This is a genomic window from Actinoallomurus sp. CA-142502 (assembly GCF_050936355.1).
GTDB classification, from domain to species: domain Bacteria; phylum Actinomycetota; class Actinomycetes; order Streptosporangiales; family Streptosporangiaceae; genus Actinoallomurus; species Actinoallomurus iriomotensis.
In genome coordinates this window covers 6614776-6640790 of record NZ_JBNJMY010000001.1, presented here as the reverse complement: position 1 = coordinate 6640790, position 26015 = coordinate 6614776, and the positions used below count along the sequence as shown (strand labels likewise).

Genomic DNA, 26015 nt, shown 5'->3' with positions numbered 1-26015 from the left:
GATCCGGAGGCGAGTACGCGTACTCGTGCCGAGACCGTGGTCGTTTCCGACGAGCGTGAGGCGAGTCATGCCGCACAGTGTGGGGACCGAAATAATTCTCACCTCAGGCGGGTCGCCATAGGTGGCCGCCTCACTCGACATGCCGCTCGGACCGGCCGATCCGCCGGTGCTATGCGATGGTCTTGAGGATGTTGATCAGCGCGGTGGTCGCGGGTGGGTCCGGCGGCTCGCCGTAGGTCGCGGCGAAGATCTGCCGTGTGTTGCCGGTGATCTCGGTGGCGTGGATCCCCGGCGTACGGTGGGCTTCGAGTGCGAGCCCGGGGAGGGTGGCGACGCCCATGCCGGCCGCCACGAGCGACTGGACCACGACCATGTCGTCGCTGAAGTAGGAGATCCGCGGGGTGAAGCCGGCACGCTCACAGGCGTCGACCATCGCCGCGCGACAGCGTTCGCACCCGCCGACCCAGGCGGAGTCGCGGTGGTCTTCCAGGCGCTGGTCCGGCTTCTGGCTGATCAAGTAGAGCGGATCGTCCAGCAGGTGGGTCAACCGGAGACCCTCCGCCTCGTCCGGGGTGTCGGAGTGCCGGAAGACCAGGGCGATGTCGACGTGCCCGGCGCGCAGCATCCGCAGTGCCTCGACCGCGTGCACGTCGGTGAGGATCAGCTCGATGCCCGGGTACGACGCGGACAGCTCGGCCGCCGCCTTGGGGACGATCGTGCTGAGGACCGTCTGGAAGCCGGCGACGCGGACCCGTCCGGCCCGGAGCCCGACCTGGGTGGCCAGCTCCACGGAGGCCGCGTCCACGCGTCCGATGATCTCTCTGGCCCGCCGGGCGAGGAGCTCGCCCTCGGGGGTGAGCCGGATGCCGCGGACCACGCGCTGGACGAGCCGGGCCCCGGTCGCGGCCTCCAGCCGCCGGAGGTGGTGGCTGACCGAGGGCTGGGAGTAGTGCAGTTCCTTGGCCGCCTCGGTCACCGACCCGTGGCGGGCGACGGCCTCCAGCACTCGCAGGTGCGTCAGGTTCATAAATCAACATTCTCTATGCGAAGTCGATGTTTTTGGCATTGGACGTCATGAAACAGGACCGGGAGCATCGTCGTCATGACGGAGCAGCTCAGTTCGCCACCGATGGTGGCTTCCGGCGTCGACTCGCCACCCAGGCCCGGCCTGGCCGAACTCGTCGCGCGTATCGGGCCACGCGCCCGACGGCGCGCCGATCCGCGGACCATCGCGCAGCAGGTGGCCGACGTACTCGAGGAGACGATGCCGAGCGTCGACCTGCTCACCGCGGCCGAGCGCGCCGGCTCGCCCGACGGCTACACCCGGCACACCCTGCATACCGAGGCGACGTTCTCGGTGTCCGCCGTGGTGTGGAGACCGGGCCAGGTGACGGACATCCACGACCACCTGGTGTGGTGCTCATTCGTGGTGCTGCAGGGCGCCGAGACCGAGACCCTGTACGACATCGACGGCGACCGGCTGGTCGAGATCGGCGAGCGACGGCGGCCCGCCGGCTCGGTCACCGGCGTCGCCCCACCCGACGACATCCACCGGGTCCGCAACACCGGTGACACGACCGCGATCACGCTTCACGTGTACGGCGCGGACCTCAGCAGCGGCACCAGCGTGCGCCGTACCTACGCGTTGAAGGACGACCGGTGAAGCCGGACGAGATCAGCGAGGTTCTGAACCGGCCGATCAGCCAGGAACTGCTGGCCCGCGACGTGACCCGCCTGGCCTACGTCGCCAAGGACGGCACGCCCCGCAACATCCCGATCGCGTTCGCCTGGAACGGCTCCCAGGTGGTCATGTGCACCGCGAAGAACGCCCCGAAGCTGACGGCCCTGCGTCACAACCCGGCGGTCGCCCTGACGATCGACACCGAGGTGCACCCACCCAAGATCTTGCTCATCCGCGGTCAGGCCGAGCTGGACTTCGTCGATGGAATCCCGGACGAGTATCTCCAGGAGACCAGTTCGTACGAGATGACGCCCGAGCAACGGGTCGAGTGGGAGGCCGGCGTCCGCTCGCTCTATCACGACGGCATGGTCCGGATCGTCGTGACCCCGACGTGGGCGAAGCTGATCGACTTCGAGACGACCCTCCCGAGCGCGGTCGAGGAACTGATCCGGCAGCAGGAAGAACGTCAACGCGGCTGACGGATCGCCAGGATGGCCTCCGCAGACGAGATACTGAGGTGTACGAGAAATGACATTTGCTGCAGTCGGCGCCACGCGGAAACTCGTGGTCCAGCAGTGGGTTACCGTCGACAACATCGCGGCGGAGGAGGACGGCGGGCTCAGCTTCGTGTCGGGGGAGCCCTTTTCCGAGAAGAGCGACCCTGCGTTCAAGGCGAGCGTGATGGGGTTCATCGACTCGGTCGACACGATGATCCTCGGCGCGAACACCTACGCCCAGTCCAAGGACTACTGGCCGTACGCCGACGAGCAGGGTGAGTACGGCGAGAAGCTCAACAACCTCACCAAGTTCGTCGTCTCCTCGAAACTGGATGAGGCCTCCTGGGGCGACTTTCCCGCCGCGACCGTGACCCGTGACCCGGTCGCCACCATCCGGGAGCTCAAGGCGCAGAGCGGCAAGGACATCTGGCTGTGGGGGAGCTTGACGCTCATGCGCTCCCTGCTGGACGCCGGCGTCGTCGACGAAGTCCAGATGCGAGTCTGCCCGGCATCACGGGGCAGGGGAACGCGCGTTTTCGAGGATCGGCAAGACCTGAAGCTGGTCGAGGCGACCCCGTTCGAGAACGGTGTGGCGCTTCTGCGCTACGAGATCAGGCAATAGGCGAAGTTCTTTCGGAGAGTTGGACGCCGGTGATGCCGCTCGTCGGGCATCGGCCGGCGTTCGCTCTTCCGCTACCGGCCGTCCCGACGGTGAGCGGGTCACCTGTACCTTCGTTCAGCCGGAAAGCCCGGCGTCGAACCGGCCCAGCTCGGCGAGGCGAGCGAAGTCCGGCAGCTGCGACATCTCGACCGGATCACCGGAGGATACGGTCAGCGGCATCGGCAGGTACGCACCGCGAACCCGTTCGCAGTTCAAGCCACCTCTCTCCGTGCCAACCGCCATCACTCGGCAGGCTTCACGATCGCAAGGCCTACACCGCGACCCGCACGGTGATCGTTCCCGTGTACATGGCTCCGCACGTGGGTCCGTACGCCAACGTGGGTGCTGTTACACCCGCGGCGATCGCCGTCGCGCTGGCCTGTTACGCCCAGATCTGGTGACCTGCCAGGACACCGTTGACCGAGGACCGCCAGGAAACCTCACACCAGGGTTCCCGAGTGGTCTCCTTCCGCCGCCGTCATGACGGCAGGAAGATGGCGGTCGCCTCGTCGGCGAGTACGGCGGAGTGCGGGGCGTCCGGATCGGTCTGTGCGAGGTGCAGCAGTCCGAGGATGGCCGCGTAGGCGACCCGTGCCCGAGACGTCGCCCGGTCCGGAGGCAGGCCGAGCTCGCGGTAGGTGCGAGCCAGGAGTTCCAGCCGGGCCTGGTTCACCTGGTGAACCGCGTCCCTGACCCGGGGGTCGTTGCGGTCGCCGAGCAGGCTCAGGTGCACCGACGGCGCCAGCGGCTGGACGGCCTGCACGACGGTGGTGAGCAGCTCGCGCAACCGCCGTGCCGGATCGGCGATCGCGGCGAATTCGGCGAGTCCCTCGGCGCCGTGACTTCGCGCCCACTCCGTGAGTGCCGCGGTGATCAGCTCGTCCCGGTTTCGGTAGTGCGCGTAGAAGCTGCCCTTGGTCACGCCGAGCGTCCGCGCCAGCGGTTCGACCGCGACCGCGGCCAGCCCGCCGTCCGCGATCGCCTTCAGCGCGGCCCGCGCCCAGTCCTGGGCGGACAGCCGGGACGACTCGTTCACCACGGGCAACAGGATACGCCAGCGTATTGACGGGTTCGTCAAGCGAAAGATACGGTGGCGTATCAATACGCCACCGTATCCATATGCGACAGTATTAAAGAGAGGTCGGATGGAGCACATGAAGGTTCGCCGAGTTGTCACCGGCCACGACGCCCAGGGCAAGGCCCGCGTGGTCGACGACCGTGATGTCGAGCCCATCACTTCGGAGCTGATGCCCGGCTGCGCGTTCTTCCGGCTGTGGGGCCGGGACGAGCGACCCACGTTCCCCGACGACGGCTCGCCGCGCCGTGCCGAGGCGTGGTACCCGCCCCGAGACGGATCGCGCTTCATGATCAACACCGTCCCGCCGGGTGAGCTGCTCCCGGCTCCGGATCTGGACGTGGCCGCCGCTCTGGAGGAGCTGGAGCGGCAGATGCCGGGGGCGATGGCCGCGAATGAGCCCGGCGCCTCGGGGATGCACACCACCGACAGCCTCGACTACGTCCTGGTCGTCTCGGGCGAGGTCACACTGGAACTCGACGACGGGGAGCAGACGGTGCTGCGGGCGGGTGACGTGGTCGTCCAGAACGGCACCCGGCACGCCTGGCACAACCGCGGCACCGAACCCTGCACGATCGTCGGCGTCGCCATCGGCGCGGACCGCACCCGGCCCGCGTAGCGCCACAGGGCGGTGATCCGCCGCCCCTCGACGGCGCGAAGCCGATGTCTGGGCCGAGGAGGTGCGCCAGGGCCCGTCGTGGATGTGCCGTCCCGCGCTGCGCGTCGACTCCACGGCCAGGCCCGTTGGTAACAGGCGCCGTGCCCGCCCAGGTGCCGGGCGTGCACGGGCCTTCCGGAGGTACGGCAGGCCGGCCACCACGGGCTGTCGGCGCTCACCGCGGTGGTCGACCGCAACCGGCTGCAACAGGGCGCTCGCACCGAGGACACCAAGCGGCTGGAGCCGCTCGCCGACAAGTGGATCAGCTTCGGGTGGGACGTTCGCGAGTGCGACGGCCACGACCACCGCCGGCTGCTGGTCGCGTTAGCCCCGGCCACCGGCGACAAGCCGGTCTGCGTCATCGCCCACACCACGAAGGGCAAGGGCGTGTCGTTCATGGAGGACCGCGTCGAGTGGCATCACAAGGTGCCCTCCGCTGAGCAGGCCACCGCGGCCTTCGAGGAGCTGGCCCGATGACCGACACCGTCACCACCGCGCCGCTCTTCGACCGCAGGCCGTCACCGTCGTCCCGGCACGGACCGAAGCGTCCCCGGTGAGCGCCCGCACCACGTGTGCATGCGCTTCTTCGACGAGCGCGGGGCTCGGCCGTTCACGGCTAACGGACGGTGAGGACGACGCACGCACCTGACCAGCGTCGCCGAGCAGCGCAGCCAGGCCAGGGCGGCGCTGGCCCGGCTGCGTCAGGACATCGACCCCGACACGCTGGTCGGCGACCTGCCGATCGGCACCCAGCAGCTGGTGGAGATCGCCCGGGTGCTGTCCCAGGACGTCCGCATCCTGATCATGGACGAGCCGACCTCGGCGCTGAGCAACGCCGAGGTCGACGTGCTGTTCGAGGTGATGGACGACCTGCGGACGCAGAACGTCACCATCATCTACATCTCTCACAAGCTGGACGAGTTCCGCCGGATCGGCGACTACGTGACCGTGCTGCGCGACGGCGGGCTCGTGGCCGAGGCGCCGATGAGCACGCGGCATCGACGTCGGCGCCAAGACCGAGATCTTCCGCATCATGAGCGGCCTGGCCACCGAGGGCCTGGGCGTGCTGTTCGTCAGCTCGGAACTGGCCGAGGTGATGGGCATGTCCGACCGGATCCTCGTCATGGCCCGTGGCCGCATCACCGCCGACCTGCCCCGCGCTGAAGCGACTGAGGAACGGCTCGTCAGCGCCTCCGCCTCCACGACCGTCATGAAGGTGAGCCCATGAGCACCAGCGCGGAACCTGAAATCGAGAACAGCGCGTCGGCCGATCCGGTCACGCCGGTCTCGCGCGCCGGTCGCGGGACGCAGCTGGCGATGCTCTCCCTGCGGGGCCGCACCCTCATCGTGCTGATCGTCCTGGTGATCATGTTCGGCCTGATCTCCGGCGACTATCTGACCACGAGCAACCTGCTGCTGATGAGCGAGCACGTGTCCATCACCGGGCTGATGGCCATCGGCGTCACCTTCGTCATCCTCACCGGCGGCATCGACCTGTCGGTGGGCTCCGTCGCCGGCCTGGCCGGGATGATCGCCGGTGGGCTGCTGTACGAGGGGCTGAAACTGCCCGGCGGTGACACCCTGTGGTTCTCCACCGTCATGGTGATCGCCCTCGCGATCCTGGCCGGTGCCGTGGTTGGACTGATCAACGGTCTGCTGGTCACCAAGCTCAAGGTGGCGCCCTTCATCGCCACCCTCGGTGTCCTGTACGCGGCCCGCGGCCTGGCCGACCTGCGGAGCAACGGCGCGACCTTTCCCAACCTCGCCGGGTCGCCCGCCCGGCACGACACCGGTTTCTCCACTCTCGGCATCAAGAGCTGGCTCGGCGTGCCCGTCGCCATCTGGATCATGGTCCTGGTCGCGGCGGTCGCGGTCCGCATCACCACGCGCACGCCGTTCGGCCGCCGCGTGTACGCCGTCGGCGGCAACGAACGCGCCGCCGAGCTGGCCGGCATCCGTACCTCCCGCGTGAAGATCGCGGCGTACGTCATCTCGGGGGCGTGCGCCGCGCTGGCCGGGCTGATCCTCACCTCCGAGCTCGGCGCCGCCTACCCCGACAGCGCCACGACCTACGAGCTCAACGCCATCGCCGCCGCGGTGCTGGGCGGGACGTCGCTGACGGGCGTCAAGGGCACCGTCATCGTGCTGGCCGTCGTCATGGAACAGACGCAGGAGCGCGTCAAGACCCGCTTGACCACATAGCCGCGCCCCGCAGGCTCGCATCCCGTCCCCGGACCACATCCGCCCGAAAGGAAGACCGACCGTGCGTCGTCTCTCTAACCGTAGCCGCGTCATCGGCTTCGCCAGCGTCACCCTCGCCGCCGCCCTCAGCCTGAGCGCCTGCGGCGGCGAAGCGCCAACTGGGACCAGACCGAGGCGCTGCAGAAGGTGCAGACCATGCTGCAGGCCCACTCCAACGTCAAGGGCATCATCGCCGGCAACGACACCATGGCGCTGGGCGCGTGGTCGGCGCTGCAGGCCGCCAAGAAGACCAACGTCGTCGTCACCGGCCTCGACGGCAGCCCGGACGTGGCCGCGTCCATCCTCAAGCACGGCATCAAGGCCACCGTTCTGCAGCCGGCGGCGAAGATCTCCCAGATGGCCGTCGACCAGGCCGACAAGTACCTCAAGAGCGGCTCCACCGGCCAGCCGGAGAAGCAGTCCGTCGACTGCGTGCTCATCAACGCCGACAACGCCGACAAGCTCCACAACTTCTCGCTGGACTCCTGAGCGCCGGTCGACGCACGCGGACGCCTCCCGATGACCTGACAGGGTGGTCGGGAGGCGGCGCGCGTTGTGAGTGGGGCTCGCCGTGGAGCCGGTACCAGCATCGTGGCCGGACCCGAGTCGGCGCCGCCCAGGGCCCTGGGACTTGGCGAACGATGTCCGAATCCGGGGAGTGCCATGAAGGCACGGGTGGCACGCCTTCAGGGTGGGCCGGCTCCGCCGTGAGCCGCTCTCCCGGGAGGGTCTGGTGGCCGAGGAACTGTCGCCGGTGGTCGTCGGCGTGGATGGTTCGGATCCGTCGCGCGTCGCGTTGAGGTGGGCGGCCGAGGAGGCCGTACGGCGTGGCCGGCCGCTGCGGATCATGCACGCGCTGGAGCCCTGGGGCGAGGTGCCGTTCTACCCGGTTCCCATGATGACGGAGATTCTCCAGCAGGCCGGCGGGGCGATCCTCGAGCAGGCGATAGGTGAGGTACGCGGGTGGGAGCCCGGGCTGCCGGTGACGACGGCGCTCGTCGCCGAGCCGGCGTCCGTGGCGCTGCGGCGCCAGGCCGAGGAGGCGTACGAGGTGGTCGTCGGCCACCGGGGGCGCGGCGGCTTCGCGAGCCTGCTGCTCGGTTCGGTGAGCCTGCACACGGCGGGCTACGCGGACGCCCCGGTCGTGGTGGTACGGGACGGCGACGGCCCCGAGCGACGGCGGATCGTCGTCGGCATCGACCTGTCGGAGCATGCGGCCACGGCACTGCGGTACGCGTTCGAAGCGGCGGTCGTGCGCGAGGCGTCGCTTCGGGTGATCTACGCCTGGTGCCCGCCGGAGGGCCCGTACGCGGTGATGGAGGTCGGTGAGCTGGCCCAGGTCGCCCACCGGGAGGCGCATGACATCGTGGCGCCCTGGCGCGACCGGTACCCCCAGGTCGCGGTGGCCGAGGACTGTCCTCGCGACCATCCCGTCAAGGCGCTCGTGGCGGCCTCGGCCGACGCGGACCTCATCGTCGTCGCGGCGCGCGGGCACACCGGGCTGCGGCTCGGTTCGGTCAGCCACGGCCTGATCCACCACGCCCGCTGCCCCGTGGCGGTGGTGCCGTCCGGTGCGAAGGGCGAGGCCGGATAGATGCAGCGGATGAGCGGCATCGACGCCGGGATGTTCTTCGCCGAGAACGAGACGAGGCCGTTGCAGATCGCCTCGGTGAGCGTCTTCGACGGTCCGGCGCCCACCTACGGGGAGTTCGTCCGCGCGCTGGTCGCCCGGCTGCTGGGCCTGCCGAGATTCCGCCAGCGGGTGCGTCGGGTGCCACTGGACCTCGGCCGCCCGGTATGGGTGGACGACCCGCACTTCCAGCTTCTCTACCACGTGCGTCACACCGCCGTGCCGGCGCCCGGGGGAGCGGAGGAACTGCGCAACCTCGCCGGCCGGGTGCTCGGGCAGCGACTGGATCTCAGCCGCCCGCTGTGGGAGATGTGGCTGGTCGAGGGGCTGGAGGAGGACCGGTGGGCGATCATCAGCAAGGTCCACCACTGCATGGTCGACGGCGTCGGCGGCAGCGACCTGATGACCAGCCTGTTCGACCTGAGCCCCGGGGAGGTGCCCGTACGGGACGAGCGCGGCCCGATTCCGCTTCCCGAGGCCGAGCCGGAGCCCTCCCGCCCGTCGCTCGTGCTCGCGGGCGTCGTCGGTACGACGATGGAGCAGCTCCGGCAGGTGGCCCGCCTGCCGGAGCTGACGCGCCACTGCCCCGCGACGGCACGGTTCGTCCGCGGCCTGCCGGCGTACGCCCGGCGGCTGCGGGAGGGCCGCGGCGCGTCGTCCCTCAACGGCCCGACGAGCCCGCACCGCCGGTGGGCCTGGACCGAGGCGGATCTCGGGGAGGCGCGCCGTATCAGCGATGCCCTCGGCGGGACCGTCAACGACGTCGTGCTGGCGGCGGTCGCCCGGGGCTTTCGTGACCTGCTCGCCGAACGCGACGAGCTGCGCCCCGACACCGTCGTACGGACCCTGGTGCCGGTCTCGGTCCGCCTGCCCGACGAGAAGGGAACGCTGACGAATCGCGTGTCGGGCGTGCTCGTGAGCCTGCCGTGCGGACGGCCGGATCCCCTGTGCCGCCATGAGCTGATCTGCCGGCAGACCACGGCGCTCAAGGCCAGTCACCAGGCGGTGGGCCCGACGGTCTTCACCCGGATGCTCGGCCTGGCGCCCAACGTCCTGGCGGTCGCGGCCCGTACGGCGCTGCGCATGCGGCAGCCGTACATCCAGACGATCACCACCAACGTGCCCGGCCCGCCCGTCCCCCTGTACGCGATGGGACGACGGCTGGCGGCGATCTATCCGTACGTGCCGCTGGCCGCCGGAATACGCGTGTCGACCGGGGTCGTCTCCTACCTCGACACGCTCTATCTCGGCATCACCGGTGACTTCGACGCGATGCCCGACATCGAGCTGTTCAGCCGTGGGGTCCGGCACGGGTTCGACGAACTCGCCGAGGCCGCGTCGCCCGATCCCGTCGTCGTGTGACGATCAGGGCCCCGGCGAGGGGCGCGTCGCTCCCGCCCGGTCCTCCTCGGCGTGGCCCATCTCATCGATCACACCGACGACGCCGTCGACGGCGGCCGTGAGCCGGACCGCGATCGAGATGAGGTTCTCCTGCGGCAGCGTCCCGGACAGGGTCACGACGCCGTTGCGGACCCGGACCGAGACCGCTGCGGGGTCGGTCAGCAGCAGACGGGCGAACACCTGCTGCAGGACCTCATCGCGGATCTCCTCGTCGGTGCGGGCGAAGACGTGGAGCAGGTCGCGCCGGCTGACGATCCCGACGAGACGGCCCTGGTCGTCGACCACCGGCAGGCGCTTGATCCCGCGCCGGTCGAGGAGCTGCGCGGCCCGTACGATCGTGGTCTCCGGCCGCACGCTCACGGCCGGCGTCGTCATCAGGTCCGCGGCCGTGGTCGCCCGGCCGCCGTGGCGCCTGCGCAGCCCGAGCCGTCTCGGCCGGGCCTCGACCGCCTCCTTGGCGAGCAGGTCGGACTCGGAGACGAACCCCAGCACCCGATGGTCCTCATCGATCACCGGCAGGGCCGTGATGCCGCGTTCGATCATGACGTGGACGATCTCGTGGAACGGGGCGTCCGGGTACGCGCTCACCACGGACTTCGTCATGACGTCCGCTACCGTCCGATGCCTCATATGGGTCCCCCCTTCACGTCCGCGTGGTGCCTCAGCCGGGCGCCAGCTGCGGGCGGCGATGCCAGACGTGAGCGGCCCCGGGCGGACGGATGGCGCACAGGGCGAGCTCGACGGACTTCTCGACGGGCCCGGAGGTGTCGACGGGTACGGCGTCGGGCCAGGGGGCCGCCGTCTCGGCCATCCGGGCCGCGATCGCCGGGTCCGCGTCGGACACGCCGCCGGTGCGCGTGAGCAGGCGCTCCTCGGCGAGGTGCGTATGGCAGTTCAGGGCGGTCAGGTCGGCGTGCTCGGCGAGCGCGGCGGCCTCCGCCCGGAACTCGGCGGAGGTCCAGGAGGCGTCGAGGATGACCGATTCGCCGTACGAGAGGAGCCTTGTCGCGCGCCTGAGCAGCTCGGCGTAGGTGCGCCGGTTCCAGAAGGCGGTGTAGATCCCGGCGCCGAACGCCGCCGCGGCGGAGACGTCCGGGGAGACGTCGGCGAGTTCCTTGCGGATCCGGTCGCTGCCCAGGACGGTGCAGCCGAGCCGGTCGCCGAGAGCCTCGCTGAGCGCGGACTTGCCGGTGCCGGGCAGCCCGCCGACGAGGATGACGCGTACGGCGCCGGCGTTCAGATGGCGCAGGGCGATCTCGGCGTACCGTCCGGCGGTGGCCGCCGCCCCGGCCTCGCCCTGGCCCCAGCGCAGGCAGGAGACCTTGGCGCGGACGAACGCCCGGTAGGCGATGTAGTGGTGACGCAGCGAGGGCGGCGCGGGGTCGTCGGCGTACTCGGAGTACCAGGAGAGGAAGTGCTCGCCGAGCCGCGGCGCGTTCAGGCGCTCCAGGTCCATGCAGAGGAACGCCGCGTCGTCGAGGCCGTCCAGCCGGCGCAGCCGGTCGTCGAAGTCCAGGCAGTCCAGCACCCGAGGGCCGTCGTCGAGGCAGAAGATGTCATCGGCCATCAGGTCGCCGTGCCCGTCGACGACGCGGCCTTCGCGGATCCTGGCGTCGAACAGGCGCTCTCGCCCGTCCAGGAAGCGCAGCGCCCGCCGTTCGATCTCGGTGGCCTCCCGGGCGTCGATCGCCCGCCCGTGAAACGGCCTGACCTGGTCGAAGCCGTCGGTCCAGCGCCGCCGTACGGCATCGCGGGTGGCCTCCGCGGAGATCTGCTCCCCACGGGGGGCGCTCGCGTGCACGCGAGCGAGCAGGCGGGCGATCGCCCGCAGCGCGTCATCCACCGGCACGCCCGTCTCCACGAGGTGGGAGAGCCGCCGTTCGGCGGGCATCCGGCGCATGATGACGAGGTGGTCGCAGGGCAGCCCCGACGACAGGGTCACGTCGGCGACGCCGAGGTAGACGTCGGGGGAGAAGCGCCGGTTGAGCTCGACCTCGCGGTGGCAGGCGCGTTCGCGGCGCTCGCGCGTGGAGAAGTCGAGGAAACCGAGGTTCACCGGCTTCTTCAGCTTGAACGCGCGGTCGCCGACGAAGAACACCACCCCGGCATGGGTCTCCGCGACCCCGGCGGCGCTCATCGCCCCGGCTCTCCGGTGAAGGTCGCTGGCATGGTCTGGCTCCTCCCGTGCTCTCCCACTCTGGCCCACTCTGGCCCCCGGAGGTCGCGGCATCCAGGGCCATCCGTCCCCTGCCGGTGGGGCAGAACGGCCGTGATCGCCGAACCGGGCCGAAGGTCCCTCGACACGCGTCCATGCGCCCCTGCCCGCCGGGCCACGGGCTGGCGAGCATGTGGACATGCCGACCCTGCGCGACTTCCTGCGGCGCTGGCGTCCGGCGGTCGCTCCCGGCGCCGCCGCACGCACGGGCGTACCGGCTGATCGGCCGGCCGGGCCGGCCGAGGAGCTGATGGCGGTCTTCCGCGCGCTGGAGCCGGTCCACGCCGAATGCCGGGCGATCGGCGACGCCGCGAGGCGTGACGCGAGCGCCGAGACCGCGGGGGCACGGGAACGGGCCGAGGCGATCGTCGCCGAGGCGCGAGCGGCGGCTCCCACGCGGCGGCGCGAAGCCATGGCGGATGCCCGTGCGCGTAGTGCGGCGGAGAACGCGGCCGTCATCACCGAGGCCGAACGGCAGGCCGACGACATCCGCCGCCTCGCCGCGGAGCGGATGCCCGAGATGATCGACAAAGCCGTGGGACTTCTCGAACGGGAGTTGCGGTGAGCCGGCGCCCGTACGCGAACGCCGCCGGAGCCCGCGCCGGACCGTGAGGATCGGCGGGACGTCGTGACGGCCGCCTGGGTGGCGGGAACCACGCGAGCGAGGGCTCTCGCCCGGCGCTGCGCCGGGCCCGACGTCGCGCGCCGGGTCGCGTCCTCGCCCGCCCTGGAAGGGGCGCTGGCCCGGCTCGACGCGACGCCGTATCGGCGCGGGGTCCGTCCCGGTCAGAGCCTCGTCGAGGCCCAGCACGCGCTCCTCGGCACGCTGCTCTGGCAGGTGCGGGTGCTCGCCGGCTGGCTGCCCGGCACCGGCGCCGCGGCGCTGCGGGCGCTGGCGGGCTGGTTCGAGATCGCGAACGTCGACGCGCTGATGTCGGGCGGCCCGTTCTTCGAGCTGGGCACGATGGCCACCGCCTGGTCCGACCTGCGGAACGCGCCCGATCTCCGCCGCGCGCTCGCCGCGTCGCCCTGGGGCGACCCCGGCGGGGACGACGCGCGGAGCATCCAGCTCCGCATGAGGACGCAGTGGGCCCGCCGCGTCGCCGCCATCTCGCCGGACACCCGGCCCTGGGCCGCCGGCGCCCTCGCACTGCTCGTCGCGCGCGAACGCTTCGCCGAAGAGCACCCGGTGCCGGAACCTCCCGCCGACCTCGTCGGGAGTCGGACCGTACGGGCGGGTGACCTCGCCGAGTTCGGCCGCCGTCTCCCCGACCATGCCGCCTGGGCGCTCCGGGGAGTCCGGCACCCCGCCGACCTGTGGGCCGCCGAGGCGCGCTGGTGGTCCCGGCTGGAACGCGACGGGCTCGCGCTCCTGGCGGGCGCACGCCTGGATCTGGGACCGGTGCTCGGCGCGGTGGCGGTGCTCGCGGCCGACGCGCGGCGGGTGCGCGCCGCGCTGGAGCTGGCCTCACGTGGCGGTCACCCTCGGGAGGCGTTCGATGCGGTCATGGCGTGAGTCCCTTCGACCGGTGCGGATGGACCGGATCGCCGTGGTGGCCCCGGCGGACCGGATGAGAGCCGTCCTCGTACGGCTGGCCGGCACCGGGACCGTCGAGTTCGACGACGCGACGCCGGCTCCCGCGCCGGAGGCGGTCCTGTCGGTCCTGCCTCCGCCCGCCACGGGCCGGCCCGAACTCCTCGCGGGAGAGGCGGCACTGCGGGCACACTCGCGGGCCTCGACCACCCGCGACGGGGTGAGCGCCATCGCCGGCTGGGCCCCGGCCGACACGGTCGGGCGCCTGTCCGCGGACCTCGAGGCCGTGGACGGGGCGGTCGTCGTCCTGTCCCGTCCCCGCGGCGTGGAGATCCCGTCGATGCTGCGTCCCGGCGGCGTGCGCGGGTCGCTCGGCTCGCTCGTCGAGACGTACGGCACGGTTCCGTACCGGGACGTCGATCCGACGCCCGTCGCCGTGGGGGCGTTCCTGCTGATGTTCGGGATGATGTTCGGGGACGTCGGCCACGGGGCGCTGCTGCTGCTGATCGCCGCCGCACTAGCGTTCTGGCACCGCCTGGCGCGGTTCCGGCGGGCCTGGCCGTTCGCCGCCGGCACGGGCCTGGCCGGGATCGTCTTCGGCGCGCTGTACGGGGAGTTCTTCGGCCCCACCGGCGTGCTGCCGGCACTGTGGCTACGGCCGCTGGAGCGTCCGGTGGCGCTGATGGCGGCGGCGGTCTTCGTGGGCGCGGCGCTGCTGGCCGGCGCATTGGCTCTCGGCACCGTCAACCGCGTTCGCGAGGCGGGCTGGAGGGCCGCGCTGTACGCCTCTTCGGGGATCGCCGGAGTCGCGCTGTTCGCCGGGCTGGCGGTCGTCGCGGCCGGCTGGTACGCGAGCCTGGTGCCGCTGGTCGTCCTGGGCGCGGTGCTGGCGTCGCTGGGAATGGTCCTGATCTTCGTCGGCTTCACGGGCGAAGGAGGCGTCTTCGAAGCCTGTGTCGAACTGTTCGACACCGTCCTCGGCCTCGGTTCGAACGTGGCCTCGTTCACACGGCTCGCGGCCTTCGGGCTCACGCACGCGGCACTGGGCTCGATCGTCTGGGCGGGCACCCGTGCCCTGTGGCCGCGGGGAACGGCCGGCGCCGCCGGGGCGGTCGCCGTCTTCGTCGCCGGAAACCTGCTCGCCTTCGCGCTGGAGGGCCTGGTGGTGGCCGTTCAGGCGCTGCGTCTGGAGTACTACGAGCTGTTCTCCCGGGTCTTCCAGGCCCAGGGACGCCCGTTCCGCCCCTGGCGGCTACCCGTCATCACGGAGGAGGTCTCCCCATGGCCGCATGGCTCGCCGGCCTCCCGCTGATCGTCGCCGGACTCGTCGTCGCCCGGCTCCTGCGCCGTCGCGGTCCGGGCGTGGTCCGGCTGCTCCTGCTCGCCGACGCCGCGGTGGCGGTGGCCGCCCTCGTCGTCCTGGCGATCGCGCTGACCGCGGAGCCGTCGTCGGCGTCGCACGTGACCGCCGCGGTGGCCGCCGGCGCGGGCGCCACGAGGAACCCGGCCGCCCTGCTCGGCGCCGGAATCGCCGTCGCCGGCTCGACCATCGGCGCCGGGATCGCGGTGGCCTACACAGGGGCGGCGGCGGTGGCCGCCATGAGCGAGCGCCCGGAGTTGTTCGGGCGGGTGCTCGTGATCGTCGGCCTCTCCGAGGGCATCGCCATCTACGGGCTGGTCATCGGCATCCTGCTCCTCGGAAAGGCGTGACATGGCCGAACCCCGGTACGGAGAGGAAGGCGCGAGGCCGCTCGTCACGGCCGCCCTCGATCCCGTCGCGGGCTCGCTGCTGCGGAAGGCGAGGCGCGACGCCGCGCGGATCCGCACGGAGGCACACGCCGCCGCGGACGCCCTGCTCACGCAGGCCCGCGCCGAGGCGGGTCGGATCCTCGCCGAAGCCCACGCGACCGGCCGCTCGGAGGCCACCGCCTCGGCACGCGCGGAACGGGTACGGGCACGGCGGAGGGCGAGGACGATCGTCCTCGCCGCTCGCCGGGAGGCGTACGAGGAGCTTCGCCGCCGGGTCCGGTCCGCGGTGGCCTCGCTGTGCGCGGACAGCCCGGTGACCGTGGACCGGCTGCGGCGGCTGGCGTGCGACCGCGCCGGGGGCGGTGCGCGGACCGTCACCGCTCCGGGCGGCGGCGTCATCGCCGTCGCCGCGGACCGCCGCGTGGACTGCTCGGCCGCCGCGCTCGCCGATCACGCCGTGGACGTTCTCGGCGCGGAGGTGGAACGACTGTGGGAGTCCTGACCCGGGTCGACGGCCCGCTGGTGGAGGTGTGCGGCCTTCCGGAGGCGGGGATGTTCACGCTCGTCGGCCTGGGCACGGCCGGCATCCCGGGAGAGGTCGTCGCGATCCGCGGCGACAGCGCGACCGTTCAGGCGTACGAGTACACCGGGGGACTGGCACCCGGCGATCCGGCCGAGGCGTACGGCGAGCCGCTGTCCGCGCCCCTCGGGCCCCACCTGCTGGGCGGGGTGTTCGACGGGCTCCTGCGTCCGCTGACGGACGCGGGCACCTGGCTGACGGCCGTGCGGAGCGCACCGCGCCCGAAGGAGTGGCGCTTCACCCCGGCCGTCCCGCAGGGCCACGAACTCGGCGCGGGAGAGCCGGTCGGCACCGTCGAAGGGGCGGGCGCCGTGCCCTACGCCGTCCTCACTCCCGTGCCGGGACGGGTCACCGCGATCCGCCCACCAGGCCGCTGCGCGCCGGACGTGCCGGTGGCGTCCGTCGGCGACCGCGACATCACGCTGTGCCGCAGGCGGCCGGTCCGCAGCCCCGCACCGTACCGGGAACGTCTGGAGGAACTCGTCCCGCTGGTCACCGGGCAACGGGTCGTCGACCTGCTGTTGCCGGTACCGCGCGGTGGCGCGGCGGCCGTCCCCGGCGGGTTCGGCACCGGCAAGACCGTGCTGCTCCAGCAGATCGCCAAGTGGTGCGACGCCGACGTCGTCGTCTACGTCGGGTGCGGCGAGCGCGGCAACGAGATGGCCGACGTGGTCGCCGAACTCGCCGAGCTGACCGATCCGCGGACGGGCGGCCGCCTCGCCGACCGTACGGTCGTCATCGCCAACACCTCCAACATGCCGATGATGGCGCGCGAGGCCTGCGTGCACACCGCCATGACCGTGGCCGAACACTTCCGCGACATGGGCTGTGACGTCGTGGTCATCGCCGACTCCACCTCCCGTTGGGCGGAGGCTCGCCGGGAGTTCGCGTCGCGGCACGGAGAGCTGCCCGCCGAAGAGGGCTATCCCGCGGACCTCGCGTCGGCCCTGGCGGCGTTCTATGAGCGCGCCGGCCGGGTCACCACGCTCGGCGGCCGGATCGGGTCGGTCACCGTGATCGGCGCGGTCTCCCCGCCGGGCGGCGACATGACCGAGCCGGTGACCACCCTCACGCAGCGCTTCGTCCGCTGCCTGTGGAGCCTGGACCGCGACCTGGCCTACTCCCGGCACTATCCCGCCGTGTCGTGGGCGTCCTCGTTCGCCCGGGACGCGGACACCCTCGCCGGCTGGTACGCCCGGCACGGGATGCCCGGCTGGGGTGAGCGCCGCCGGCGGGTGGCGTCCATACTCGCCGAGGCCGACCGGCTCGGCCTGCTGGCCGAGCTCGTCGGAGCCGAGTCCCTGCCCGCGCACGAGCGTGTGGCGCTCCTGGCCGGCCGGATGCTGCGGGAGGGCGTGCTGCGGCAGAGCGCGCTGAGCGCCGTCGACGCCTTCAGCGCGCCCGAGCGCACCGCCGCGCTCACCGACGGGATCCTCGCCGCCGTCGCCGAATGCGAGGCCATGGCGGCGCGCGGGGTCCCGGCCGAGGAGATCGAGGGACGCGACTTCTCTCGTCTGCTGCGGGCCAAGGAGCAGCGGGCCGGGCCCGGCGCCGCGGGTCCGGGCTGAGGCGGTGCTGATCGATGTGGCCCGAGCCGGAGTACACCGACGTCACCGACCTGCGCGGTCCACTGATCGTCGTGCGGGGCGTCTCCGGCGTGGGCTGGGACGAGTACGCCCGCGTCCGGCTCGACTCCGGTGAGGAACGCGGCGGGCTCGTCCTCGAGGTGGACCGGGACCTGGCGGTCGTCCAGGTCTTCGAGGGCACCGACGCGATGACCCGGCGGAGCGTCCGGGTGGCGTTCACCGGAAGTCCGCTCAAGATCCCGGTCGGCGACGGCTGGCTCGGCCGGGTCTGCGACGGCCGCGGACGGCCCAGAGACGGCGGACCTCCCGTCCTCGGCGCCGCCGACGCGCCGGTCGGCGGCGCACCGCTCAACCCGACACGGCGAAGCCCACCCGCGGAGCCGGTTCTCACCGGCATCTCGGCGATCGACGCCCTGACCACGCTCGTACGGGGGCAGAAGATCGCGATCTTCTCCGCGCCGGGACTCCCGCACCTGGAACTCGCCGCCCAGATCGGCGCGCAGGCCGGCGCCGGAGGCGAGCCGTTCTGCGTCGTCTTCGCCGCCATGGGCCTCACCCACGCCGACGCCGCGACCGTGCGCGACACGCTGGAGGAGCGCTCCGCGGCGGGAGAACTGACGCTCCTGCTCAACCTGGCGGACGACCCCGTCATCGAGCGTGTCCTCACCCCACGGCTGGCCCTCACCATCGCCGAGAACCTGGCGTTCACCGGCGGACGGCACGTTCTCGTCGTCCTGGCGGACATGACGAGTTACTGCGAGGCGCTGCGCGAGGTGTCGGTGGCACGGGGCGAGATCCCGGCCAGGCGCGCCTACCCCGGCTACCTCTACAGCGACCTGGCCTCCCTGTACGAGCGGTGCGGGCGGATCCGCGACAGGGCGGGCTCGATCACCGTGCTGCCGGTCCTCACCATGCCGGCCGGAGACATGACCCATCCGGTGCCGGACCTCACCGGATACATCACCGAGGGCCAGATCGTGCTGGCCCCCGACGTCGACGTCCGCCCGCCGATCGACGTCCTGGCGTCACTGTCCCGGCTGATGCGTGCCGCCGTGACGCCGGCCCACATGGATCTGGCCGCACAGATCCTCGCCGCTCTCGCCCGCGCTCGCCAGGCGCGTGAGCTCGCCGAGCTGATCGGCGCGTCCGCGCTCAGCGAGACGGACCGGCGTTTCATCGACTTCGAACTGAGCTTCCGGCACCGCGTCCTGGCCCAGCGTCCGGGCGAGAGCCGTGCGCTGGAAGAGACCATGGACCGGGCGTGGCAGGCGCTGAGCACGCTGCCACGGCCGGAACTGACCATGATCGACTCCGCTGAGCTGGACGCACGCCTTCCCAAGGAGGACGAGCGAGGTGGGACGCGATGACCATCCTGGCGCGCGTCCCACCGGGCCGGGCCGGCCGGCTGTGGCTTCGCCGCCGGCTGGAGGTCACCCGGCGCGGCGTCGACGTCCTCCAGCGCCAACTCCGGATCCTCGTGCGAGAGCATGACCGGCTGGCGTCCGTCGCCGAGCGGACCCGCCGCGCGTGGGAGTCCGCGTGCGCGGACGCCGACATGTGGGCCCTGCGCGCCTGCATGGCGGACGGACGCCGGGCTCTGCGGCCGTCGCCACCGGCCGACGTTACGGTCCGCTGGGAGGAGACCATGGGCCTGCGCCATCCCGCCGCCGCGACCTGCCGACCGGCCGGGGATCCACCGCCGATGGCCTGCTCGGCGGCCCTCGCCGAGGCGCGGAGAGCCGCGCGGACCGCGCTCCAGGCCGCCGTCGACCACGCCGTGGCGCGGGAGGCCGAACGCCGGGTGGCGCGGCGGATCGCCGTCATCCGGCAGCGGATCCGAGCGCTCGAAGATCGCTGGCTTCCCCGCCTGACCGCCGCCATCAAGGAGATCGACCTGGCGCTCGAAGAGGCGGAGCGCGCCGACGCCGCCCGTCTCCGGCGGGCCGGCCGGGCCGGTCTGGGCCCTTCGGGCGACCGTGCCGGGACCGAAGCCCCTGGTCACGGGCCGTCGTGATCGGCGAGGTTGGGGAGGCGAAGAGGGGGCCACGATGAGAACCAGGATCAACGGCGGCTGCGTACTCGGCGAATCGGCGCACAGCGTCACATCGGTGATCTTCGGAGTGGACGCCATCGTCGACGGCGCCCAGACCACCGCGGCGGCGTGGAAGACGGCGCTCGATCCGTTTCTGCGGGCCCACGCGGCGGTCCACGAGACGACCTTCACGCCCTTCGACGTCCGCGCGGACTACCTGCGGTACATGTGCGGACGGCCGCGGCTGGAGGGTCTGCGCGCCTTTCTCGCCTCCCGGGACATCGTCCTGCCCTTCGACGATCTCCGTGGCCTGGCCATGAGCCAGGAGGAGTTCTTCCTCGGCGAGGTCCGCCGGTACGGCCTTCGTCCCTTCGCCTCCACGCTCGCGGCCGTACGCCGGCTGCACCGGGACGGCGTCCGTACGGCGGCGGTCTCGGTCCATCCCGAGGGCGCCGAGATACTCAGGAGGGCGGGGGCGACGGACCTGTTCGACGTGGTCGTGGACGGCCTCGACGCACCCGGCACCGCGTTGCCCGAACACCCCAGCGCACAGCTGTACCTGCAGGTGGCGCAGCGGTTGGGCGCCTCGCCCGGGCACACGGCGGTCATCGAGGCGTCCGCGGCCGGGGTGGCGGCGGCGCGCGAAGGCGGTTTCGGCGTCGTCGTCGGCGTCGACCGTACGGGGGCGACGGGCCTTCGCGAGCACGGAGCCGATCCGGTGCTCACGGATCTGGCCGAACTGCGGTTCCGCAGGACGCGTGCCGCCTGAACGCGCGCGGACCACGGGGCCCTGGTGCGTCGTCTACCAGGGGTTCGATCCCGCCGAGGTGCGGCTGCGCGAGGCGCTGTGCACGCTGGGGAACGGCTACTTCGCCACCAGGGGAGCGGCGCCTGAGGCCAGCGCCGGGAGCGTGCATTACCCCGGCACCTACATCGCGGGTTGTTATGACCGCCTGTCCTCGTGGATCGCCGGTCGCAGGGTGGTCAACGAGGACCTGGTCAACGCCCCCAACTGGCTGCCGCTGACCTTCCGCGCGGAGAACGGCCGCTGGTTCGCCCCCGAGGGCTTCCGGCTGCTGGAGCACCGCCAGGAGCTGGACCTGCGCCACGGCCTGCTGCGCCGGTGGCTGCGCTACCAGGACGAGGCGGGGCGGGTGACCGCCGTGGATCAGCAGCGGCTCGTGTCGATGGACGACCCGCACCTCGCGGCCATGCTGACCACGATCCGCGCCGAGAACTGGTCGGGTTCGCTGGAGCTCCGATCCGGCCTCGACACCCGGGTGCGCAACCGCGGCGTCGCGCGCTATCGCGGACTGGCGGACCGGCATCTGATCGTCGACTCGGCCGGCGCGGACGGCGATCTCCTCTGGCTGACCGTCGACACGGCCACCTCCGCGGTCCGGATCGCCCTGGCGTGCCGCGACGCCGTCCACGCGTGCGAGGCCACGCGCCGCGAGACGCACGGCGAGCCCGGCTGGATCGCCCGCCATGTGACCGTGGAGATGAGCCCGGGCGAGGCCGTGACGATCGAGAAGGTGGCCGGCCTGCACACCTCGCTCGACTCTTCGGCCGAGCCACCGGCCGCCGCGGCTCGGCGATCCGCGGCGAGCGCACCCTGCTTCGCCGAACTGCGCGCCCGGCACGGCCGGGCGTGGGAGCGCCTGTGGCGTCGTGCGCGCCTCGACGTCGGCGGCGGCCCGGCGCAGCGGACCGTCAACCTGCACATGTTCCACGTGCTGCAGACGGTGTCGCCGCACACCGCCGGGGTGGACGCCGGCGTGCCCGCTCGCGGTCTCCACGGCGAGGCCTACCGTGGGCACGTCTTCTGGGACGAGCTGTTCGTGCTGCCCTTCCTCAGCCTGCGGTTCCCCGAGGTGGTCCGCGCCCTGCTGCGATACCGTCGGCGGCGACTACCGGCGGCCAGGCGCGCGGCCCGGGAGGCCGGCCACACCGGCGCGATGTACCCCTGGCAGAGCGGGAGCGACGGCCGTGAGGAGACGCAGGTCCTCCATCTCAACCCTCGCTCCGGCCGCTGGCTGCCGGACAACTCGCGCCTGCAGCGACACGTCGGGCTGGCGATCGCCTACAACATCTGGCAGTACCACCAGGCGTCCGGAGATCTGGAGTTCCTCTGCGAGGAGGGCGCGGAGACGCTGCTGGAGATCGCCCGGTTCTGGGCGGACGTCGCGACCTACGACCGCTCACGCGGCCGGTACGACATCCGCGGTGTCATGGGACCCGATGAGTACCACGACGCCTACCCGGACGCCGACCGCCCCGGTCTGGACAACAACGCCTACACCAACGTCATGGCGGCCTGGACGCTGTGGCGGGCGCTGGACGTGCTGGACCTGCTGCCGCCGGGACGGCGAGCCGTACTCCGGGAGCGGCTGGCCCTGACGGACGAAGAGCTGGCGCGGTTCGACGACGTCAGCCGGCGGCTGCGGGTGGTCTTTCATCGGGACGGGGTCATCAGCCAGTTCGAGGGCTACGAGGAGCTGGCCGAGCTCGACTGGGAGGGCTACCGGAACAGGTACGGCGACATCCGGCGTCTCGATCGCATCCTCGAGGCCGAGGGCGACACTCCGAACCGCTACAAGGCGTCCAAACAGGCCGATGTGCTGATGCTCTTCTACCTGCTGACCGCCGACGAACTGCGTGCGCTGTTCGCCCGGCTCGGCTACCGCTTCGCCCCCGCGACGATCCCCGAGACGGTGCGGTACTACCTCGCCCGCACCTCACACGGCTCGACGCTGAGCGCCGTCGTGCACGCCTGGGTGCTCGCCCGCTCCGACCGCCCCGCCTCCTGGCGGTTCTTCCTCGAAGCCCTCGACGGCGACCTGCACGACGTCCAGGGCGGCACCACGAGCGAGGGCATCCACCTCGGCGCCATGGCGGGAACGCTCGATCTCGCCCAGCGGTGCTACACCGGACTCGAGCTGCGCGACGGCGTCCTCCGTGTCGACCCGGCGCTGCCGCCGGACCTGCCCGGGCTGGCGATGGAGCTGGAGTACCGGGGCCACTCGGGCCTGCGCCTGTCCGCCGACAACAGGGCGGTCCGTCTCGCCCTGCCGCTCTCCACCCGGCCGGCGGTCCGGGTCGCGGTGGACGACGGACCCGTCACCGTCCTCGCGGCGGGAAGGTCGGTCCGGTTCGGGCTCGGCGGTGAGGACGGAACGGGATGACCGGAGCCGGCGCGGGCCGCGTCGCCCTGGCGGCCGGGACCGCCGGGCCGCTGGCGGCCGGAGGGCTCTGCCGCGCCCTCGGGCTCGCCGGGCCGGCCGACGTCCTGTGGGCCGGCGCGACGCTCTTCGCACTGGTCCCGGCGGTGTGGTGGGTCCTGGTCGCCCTCCGGCAGCGGCGGCTCGGCGTCGACCTGATCGCGGTCCTCGCCCTCCTGGGCTCCCTTCTGGTCCGCGAGTACCTCGCCGGCGCGCTGATCGCGGTCATGCTGGCGACGGGGCGGTCGCTGGAGGACTACGCGAGCGGCCGGGCGCGACGGGACCTGCGGGCCCTGCTGGAGCGCACTCCCCACGAGGCGCGGCGCTACGAGGACGGTGCCGTACGGCGCGTGCCGGTCGAGGACGTCGTGCGCGGTGACCGCCTGCTCGTGCCCGCGGGTTCGGTCGTGCCGGTGGACGGCGTGGTCGAACGCGAGGCCGCGTTCCTGGACGAGTCCGCGCTCACCGGCGAGGCGCTGCCGGTGGAACACGACGTGGGCGCGGCCGTGCGCAGCGGGACGCTCAACGCGGGTGACCCGTTCGACCTGCGCGCCACCGCGACCGCCGAGGAGAGCACGTACGCCGGGGTCGTGCGCCTGGCGCGAGAGGCGCAGGCGGAGAGCGCGCCGGTCGTCCGCCTCGCCGACCGTTTCGCGGTGCTCTTCCTCCCGTTGAGCCTGGCCGTGGCGGGCGGGGCGTGGCTGGCGTCCGGGCAGCTCGTCCGCGCGGTCGCCGTGCTCGTCGTCGCGACGCCCTGCCCGTTGCTGCTGGCCGCGCCGGCGGCCATCGTCGCCGGCATCTCGCGTACGGCCCGTCACGGGGTCGTCGTCAAGGGCGGCGCGGCCCTGGAGACCCTCGGCCACGCCCGTACCCTGATCCTCGACAAGACCGGCACGCTGACCACCGGCCGTCCCGAGGTCACCGACGTGGTCACCGACGCGGAGACGGACCCGGCCGAGCTGCTGCGGCTGGCGGCCGCCATCGACCAGATGTCCGCGCACACGCTCGCCGAGGCCGTGGTCCGGGCCGCTCATGAGCGCGGCCTGAGCCTGCCCCGGCCCTGCGAGGTCCGGGAGGTTCCCGGCCGCGGTGCGCGAGGCCGGGTCGACGGCCGGCGCGTGACCGTCGGCAAGGCGGTCTCGGAGGCCGCCTGGATGTCCGGCGTGCGGGCCCGCGCGGCGCTCGACGGCGCCATGACCGTGTGGGTGACCCTGGACGGAAGAACGCGAGGGGTCGTCCTGCTCCGCGACGCCGTCCGCGCCGACGCGCCGCGCACGCTGCGGCGGCTGCGTTCCGCGGGGATCCGGCGGATCGTCATGCTGACGGGCGACCGCGCCGACGTCGCCGAGAGCGTGGCGACCGTGCTGGGCGTCGACCAGGTCCAGGCCGAGTGCTCACCGGCGGAGAAGGTACGGGCGGTCCGCGACGAGCCGGACGTCAGCGCGATGGTGGGGGACGGCATCAACGACGGCCCGGCGCTGGCCGCCGCCGACGTCGGCGTCGCCATGGGGGCGCGGGGCGCCGCCGCGTCCTCCCAGGCCGCCGACATCGTCATCACCACCGACCGGCTCGGCCGCCTGGCCGACGCCATGGACGTCGCGCGCCGGGCGCGGAGGATCGCCGTGCAGAGCGCGGGCGCCGGCATGCTGCTGTCGCTCGTGGCGATGGCCGGGGCGGCCCTCGGCCTGATCCCGCCCGCGGCCGGCGCGCTGCTGCAGGAGGGCATCGACGCCGCGGTGATCCTCAACGCCCTGCGGGCCCTGCGCGGGGGCCGGGGCACCCGCGTCCCGCTCGATCTCGCGACGGACGCGCTGCTGCGCCGGTTCGGCCGGGAGCACGCCTTTCTCCGGCCACCGCTGGAGAACCTCCGGACGGTCGCCGACACCCTCTCGGCGACGCCCGAGGCGCTGGAGCGTCTCCATGACGTGCACCGGTTCCTCGTCGGCACGCTCCTGCCGCACGAACGCGGCGAGGAGACCCGGCTGTATCCCGCCGTGGCACGGGCGCTCGGCGGTACGGAGACGACGACCACCATGAGCCGCGGGCACGCCGAGATCGAGCGTCTCGTCCGCCGGCTGGGCCACCACCTCGGCCTCGCCGCCGAGGGCGGTCTGCGGCCGGACCAGCTCGACGATCTCAAGGCGTGCCTCTACGGTCTCCACGCCGTGCTGACCTTGCATTTCGCCCAGGAGGAAGAGGCGTACTTCTCCTTGTCATCCGGGGCTCAGGCCTTCTGATCCGCGATCCGGCTCACGAGGACGAGGCGCCGGTGCCCTCCTGACCGAGCCGGTCCCGCGCCTGCTCGAAGGCGCGCGCGTGCCGTCCCTCGTCCTTCGCGGTGTCGGAGAACATGCGGGCGGCGTCGGTGTCTCCGGCGCCCGTGGCGCGGTCGGCGAAGGAGGGGTACATCGTCGTTGATTCGTACCGTTCGCCGGCGATGGCCTTGCTCAGGTTGTCGCGGGTGCTGCCGACCAGTCCGGCCAGCTCCGCCGTCTCGGCGAAGTGCTCCTGGCGTTCCACCTCGCCGGTGCCGTGGAACAGGCGTCCGACGTCCGGGTCGCCCTTGTCGGTGGCCCGCTCGCCCCACAGGTTGTACTTCGTGTACGCCTCCGCCTCGCCGTGCATGGCGGTGTCGAGGTTGGTCCTCGTCCGCTCCGCGCGGACCTTGGCCGGGCCCGCCGACACCTGGTGAGGGGTCACGTCCGGCGCCGCCGGAACGGCTCCCCGTCCGGTCTGGACGACTTTCAGGGCGGTGCGGAACGCGGTCTCGTGCCGGCCCTCGTCGCGGCCTATCTCCGCGAAGCGGTCCGAGGCGTTGGCGTCGCCGTCCTTTGCGGCCTGCCGGGCGAACCCCGGGTACATCGTGTTGTGCTCGTAGTGTTCGCCGGCGATGGCGGCCCGCAGATTCGCCGCGTCGTCGCCGACCAGGCCGGCCATCCGCGCGCTTTCGGCGAAGTGCTCGTCCCGCTCGGTCGCGGCCGTCCGCTCGAACAGGTGGGCCACCGACGGCAGTCCCTCCCGGCGGGCCTGGTCGGCGTAGAGGCGGTACGAGACGTTCGCGAAGGCCTCGCCCCGCATGGCCTTCGCCAGGTCGGCGCGTGTCTGCGGGCTCGGCGTACGGGCGACCACGTCGGCGCTCGCGCTGCCCGCCGCGGCCGCGGCAAAGGCTCCGTAAAGCGGAATGCTCAGTGCGGCCGTGACCGTACTGCCCAGCAGGAACCGCGTCGGCAGGCTCGTCATGGTGCCTCCTCGCA

At 72.5% G+C, this 26015-nt stretch carries 25 protein-coding genes and 2 pseudogenes; 22 read left to right on the top strand and 5 right to left on the bottom strand.

Annotated features, from left to right (window positions below; all coding sequences use genetic code 11):
- Positions 1-169 precede the first annotated feature (169 nt).
- Entirely contained in the window at positions 170-1027 is an 858-nt protein-coding gene (locus ACQEV1_RS31380; protein ID WP_433398221.1) for a LysR family transcriptional regulator, read from the bottom strand.
- Between the two features lie 75 nt (positions 1028-1102).
- Here ACQEV1_RS31380 and ACQEV1_RS31375 point away from each other — a divergent pair, with 75 nt between their 5' ends.
- From ACQEV1_RS31375 to ACQEV1_RS31365, 3 genes are read left to right on the top strand one after another with little or no spacing between them, the layout of a single operon-like run.
- Complete coding sequence (locus ACQEV1_RS31375; protein ID WP_433398219.1) at positions 1103-1663, top strand: cysteine dioxygenase; 561 nt, start codon at positions 1103-1105, stop codon at positions 1661-1663.
- On the top strand, positions 1660-2160 hold the full coding sequence (locus ACQEV1_RS31370) for a pyridoxamine 5'-phosphate oxidase family protein (protein ID WP_433398215.1): 501 nt from the start codon (positions 1660-1662) through the stop codon (positions 2158-2160). The genes ACQEV1_RS31375 and ACQEV1_RS31370 overlap by 4 nt, the downstream gene beginning before the upstream one ends.
- 49 nt (positions 2161-2209) lie before the next feature.
- Positions 2210-2800: a dihydrofolate reductase family protein gene (locus ACQEV1_RS31365; RefSeq protein ID WP_433398213.1), complete on the top strand. Its 591-nt coding sequence runs from the start codon at positions 2210-2212 to the stop codon at positions 2798-2800.
- A 517-nt stretch (positions 2801-3317) separates the two neighbouring features.
- Here ACQEV1_RS31365 and ACQEV1_RS31360 read toward each other — a convergent pair.
- On the bottom strand, positions 3318-3878 hold the full coding sequence (locus ACQEV1_RS31360) for a TetR/AcrR family transcriptional regulator (RefSeq protein WP_285622764.1): 561 nt from the start codon (positions 3876-3878) through the stop codon (positions 3318-3320).
- Between the two features lie 115 nt (positions 3879-3993).
- Between ACQEV1_RS31360 and ACQEV1_RS31355 the strand changes: the two genes are divergently transcribed.
- From ACQEV1_RS31355 to ACQEV1_RS31320, 8 genes and pseudogenes are all read left to right on the top strand, one after another.
- A complete protein-coding gene (locus tag ACQEV1_RS31355; protein WP_285622762.1) occupies positions 3994-4533 on the top strand; it encodes a cupin domain-containing protein in 540 nt (179 codons plus the stop codon).
- A 198-nt stretch (positions 4534-4731) separates the two neighbouring features.
- A pseudogene (locus ACQEV1_RS31350) lies at positions 4732-5049 on the top strand (hypothetical protein); the annotation flags it as partial.
- A 168-nt stretch (positions 5050-5217) separates the two neighbouring features.
- Positions 5218-5334 (top strand): annotated as a pseudogene (locus ACQEV1_RS31345) (hypothetical protein); the annotation flags it as partial.
- 271 nt (positions 5335-5605) lie between these two features.
- Positions 5606-5800, top strand: coding sequence for a hypothetical protein (locus ACQEV1_RS31340; RefSeq protein ID WP_433398211.1), 195 nt, complete (start codon positions 5606-5608; stop codon positions 5798-5800).
- Positions 5797-6774 (top strand): ABC transporter permease, encoded by a 978-nt coding sequence (locus tag ACQEV1_RS31335; RefSeq protein ID WP_433398209.1) that lies wholly within the window; start codon positions 5797-5799, stop codon positions 6772-6774. The genes ACQEV1_RS31340 and ACQEV1_RS31335 overlap by 4 nt, the downstream gene beginning before the upstream one ends.
- Positions 6775-6912: 138 nt before the next feature.
- Positions 6913-7302, top strand: a complete 390-nt coding sequence (locus ACQEV1_RS31330; RefSeq protein WP_433406015.1) for a substrate-binding domain-containing protein — start codon at positions 6913-6915, stop codon at positions 7300-7302.
- Positions 7303-7546: 244 nt separating this feature from the next.
- Positions 7547-8407 carry a universal stress protein gene (locus ACQEV1_RS31325; protein WP_285622759.1) on the top strand — a complete coding sequence of 287 codons (861 nt, stop codon included), beginning with the start codon at positions 7547-7549 and terminating at the stop codon, positions 8405-8407.
- Positions 8408-8416: 9 nt separating this feature from the next.
- A complete protein-coding gene (locus tag ACQEV1_RS31320) occupies positions 8417-9805 on the top strand; it encodes a WS/DGAT/MGAT family O-acyltransferase (protein ID WP_433398206.1) in 1389 nt (462 codons plus the stop codon).
- Positions 9806-9808: 3 nt separating this feature from the next.
- Here ACQEV1_RS31320 and ACQEV1_RS31315 read toward each other — a convergent pair whose 3' ends face one another.
- Both ACQEV1_RS31315 and ACQEV1_RS31310 read right to left on the bottom strand, forming a co-directional pair.
- Positions 9809-10447, bottom strand: a complete 639-nt coding sequence (locus ACQEV1_RS31315) for a CBS domain-containing protein (RefSeq protein WP_433398204.1) — start codon at positions 10445-10447, stop codon at positions 9809-9811.
- Between the two features lie 58 nt (positions 10448-10505).
- Positions 10506-11981, bottom strand: coding sequence for an AAA family ATPase (locus tag ACQEV1_RS31310; protein ID WP_285622752.1), 1476 nt, complete (start codon positions 11979-11981; stop codon positions 10506-10508).
- Positions 11982-12198: 217 nt separating this feature from the next.
- On the opposite strand from ACQEV1_RS31310, the gene ACQEV1_RS31305 reads away from it, so the two are divergent.
- From ACQEV1_RS31305 to ACQEV1_RS31255, 11 genes are all read left to right on the top strand, one after another.
- Positions 12199-12624, top strand: a complete 426-nt coding sequence (locus tag ACQEV1_RS31305; RefSeq protein ID WP_433398202.1) for a hypothetical protein — start codon at positions 12199-12201, stop codon at positions 12622-12624.
- A gap of 63 nt (positions 12625-12687) precedes the next feature.
- Positions 12688-13575 carry a hypothetical protein gene (locus ACQEV1_RS31300; RefSeq protein ID WP_433398200.1) on the top strand — a complete coding sequence of 296 codons (888 nt, stop codon included), beginning with the start codon at positions 12688-12690 and terminating at the stop codon, positions 13573-13575.
- Positions 13559-14905, top strand: coding sequence for a V-type ATPase 116kDa subunit family protein (locus tag ACQEV1_RS31295; RefSeq protein WP_285622744.1), 1347 nt, complete (start codon positions 13559-13561; stop codon positions 14903-14905). The genes ACQEV1_RS31300 and ACQEV1_RS31295 overlap by 17 nt, the downstream gene beginning before the upstream one ends.
- The gene (locus ACQEV1_RS31290) at positions 14875-15303 is read left to right on the top strand and encodes an ATP synthase subunit C (RefSeq protein ID WP_285622742.1); all 429 of its coding nucleotides are present in this window, start codon (positions 14875-14877) and stop codon (positions 15301-15303) included. Before ACQEV1_RS31295 ends, ACQEV1_RS31290 begins: the two co-directional genes overlap by 31 nt.
- A 1-nt stretch (position 15304) precedes the next feature.
- The gene (locus tag ACQEV1_RS31285) at positions 15305-15844 is read left to right on the top strand and encodes a hypothetical protein (protein ID WP_433398198.1); all 540 of its coding nucleotides are present in this window, start codon (positions 15305-15307) and stop codon (positions 15842-15844) included.
- A complete protein-coding gene (locus ACQEV1_RS31280; protein ID WP_433398196.1) occupies positions 15832-17490 on the top strand; it encodes a V-type ATP synthase subunit A in 1659 nt (552 codons plus the stop codon). The genes ACQEV1_RS31285 and ACQEV1_RS31280 overlap by 13 nt, the downstream gene beginning before the upstream one ends.
- 14 nt (positions 17491-17504) lie before the next feature.
- Entirely contained in the window at positions 17505-18875 is a 1371-nt protein-coding gene (locus tag ACQEV1_RS31275; protein WP_433398194.1) for a V-type ATP synthase subunit B, read from the top strand.
- Positions 18872-19522, top strand: a complete 651-nt coding sequence (locus tag ACQEV1_RS31270; protein ID WP_433398192.1) for a V-type ATP synthase subunit D — start codon at positions 18872-18874, stop codon at positions 19520-19522. Before ACQEV1_RS31275 ends, ACQEV1_RS31270 begins: the two co-directional genes overlap by 4 nt.
- Before the next feature lie 34 nt (positions 19523-19556).
- Positions 19557-20309 (top strand): HAD family hydrolase, encoded by a 753-nt coding sequence (locus tag ACQEV1_RS31265; RefSeq protein ID WP_433398190.1) that lies wholly within the window; start codon positions 19557-19559, stop codon positions 20307-20309.
- Positions 20299-22725, top strand: coding sequence for a glycoside hydrolase family 65 protein (locus ACQEV1_RS31260; protein WP_433398188.1), 2427 nt, complete (start codon positions 20299-20301; stop codon positions 22723-22725). Before ACQEV1_RS31265 ends, ACQEV1_RS31260 begins: the two co-directional genes overlap by 11 nt.
- Complete coding sequence (locus ACQEV1_RS31255; RefSeq protein ID WP_433398186.1) at positions 22722-24998, top strand: heavy metal translocating P-type ATPase; 2277 nt, start codon at positions 22722-22724, stop codon at positions 24996-24998. Before ACQEV1_RS31260 ends, ACQEV1_RS31255 begins: the two co-directional genes overlap by 4 nt.
- 13 nt (positions 24999-25011) lie before the next feature.
- On the opposite strand, the gene ACQEV1_RS31250 is transcribed toward ACQEV1_RS31255, so the two are convergent.
- Entirely contained in the window at positions 25012-26001 is a 990-nt protein-coding gene (locus ACQEV1_RS31250; RefSeq protein ID WP_433398184.1) for a ferritin family protein, read from the bottom strand.
- Positions 26002-26015: the final 14 nt, after the last annotated feature.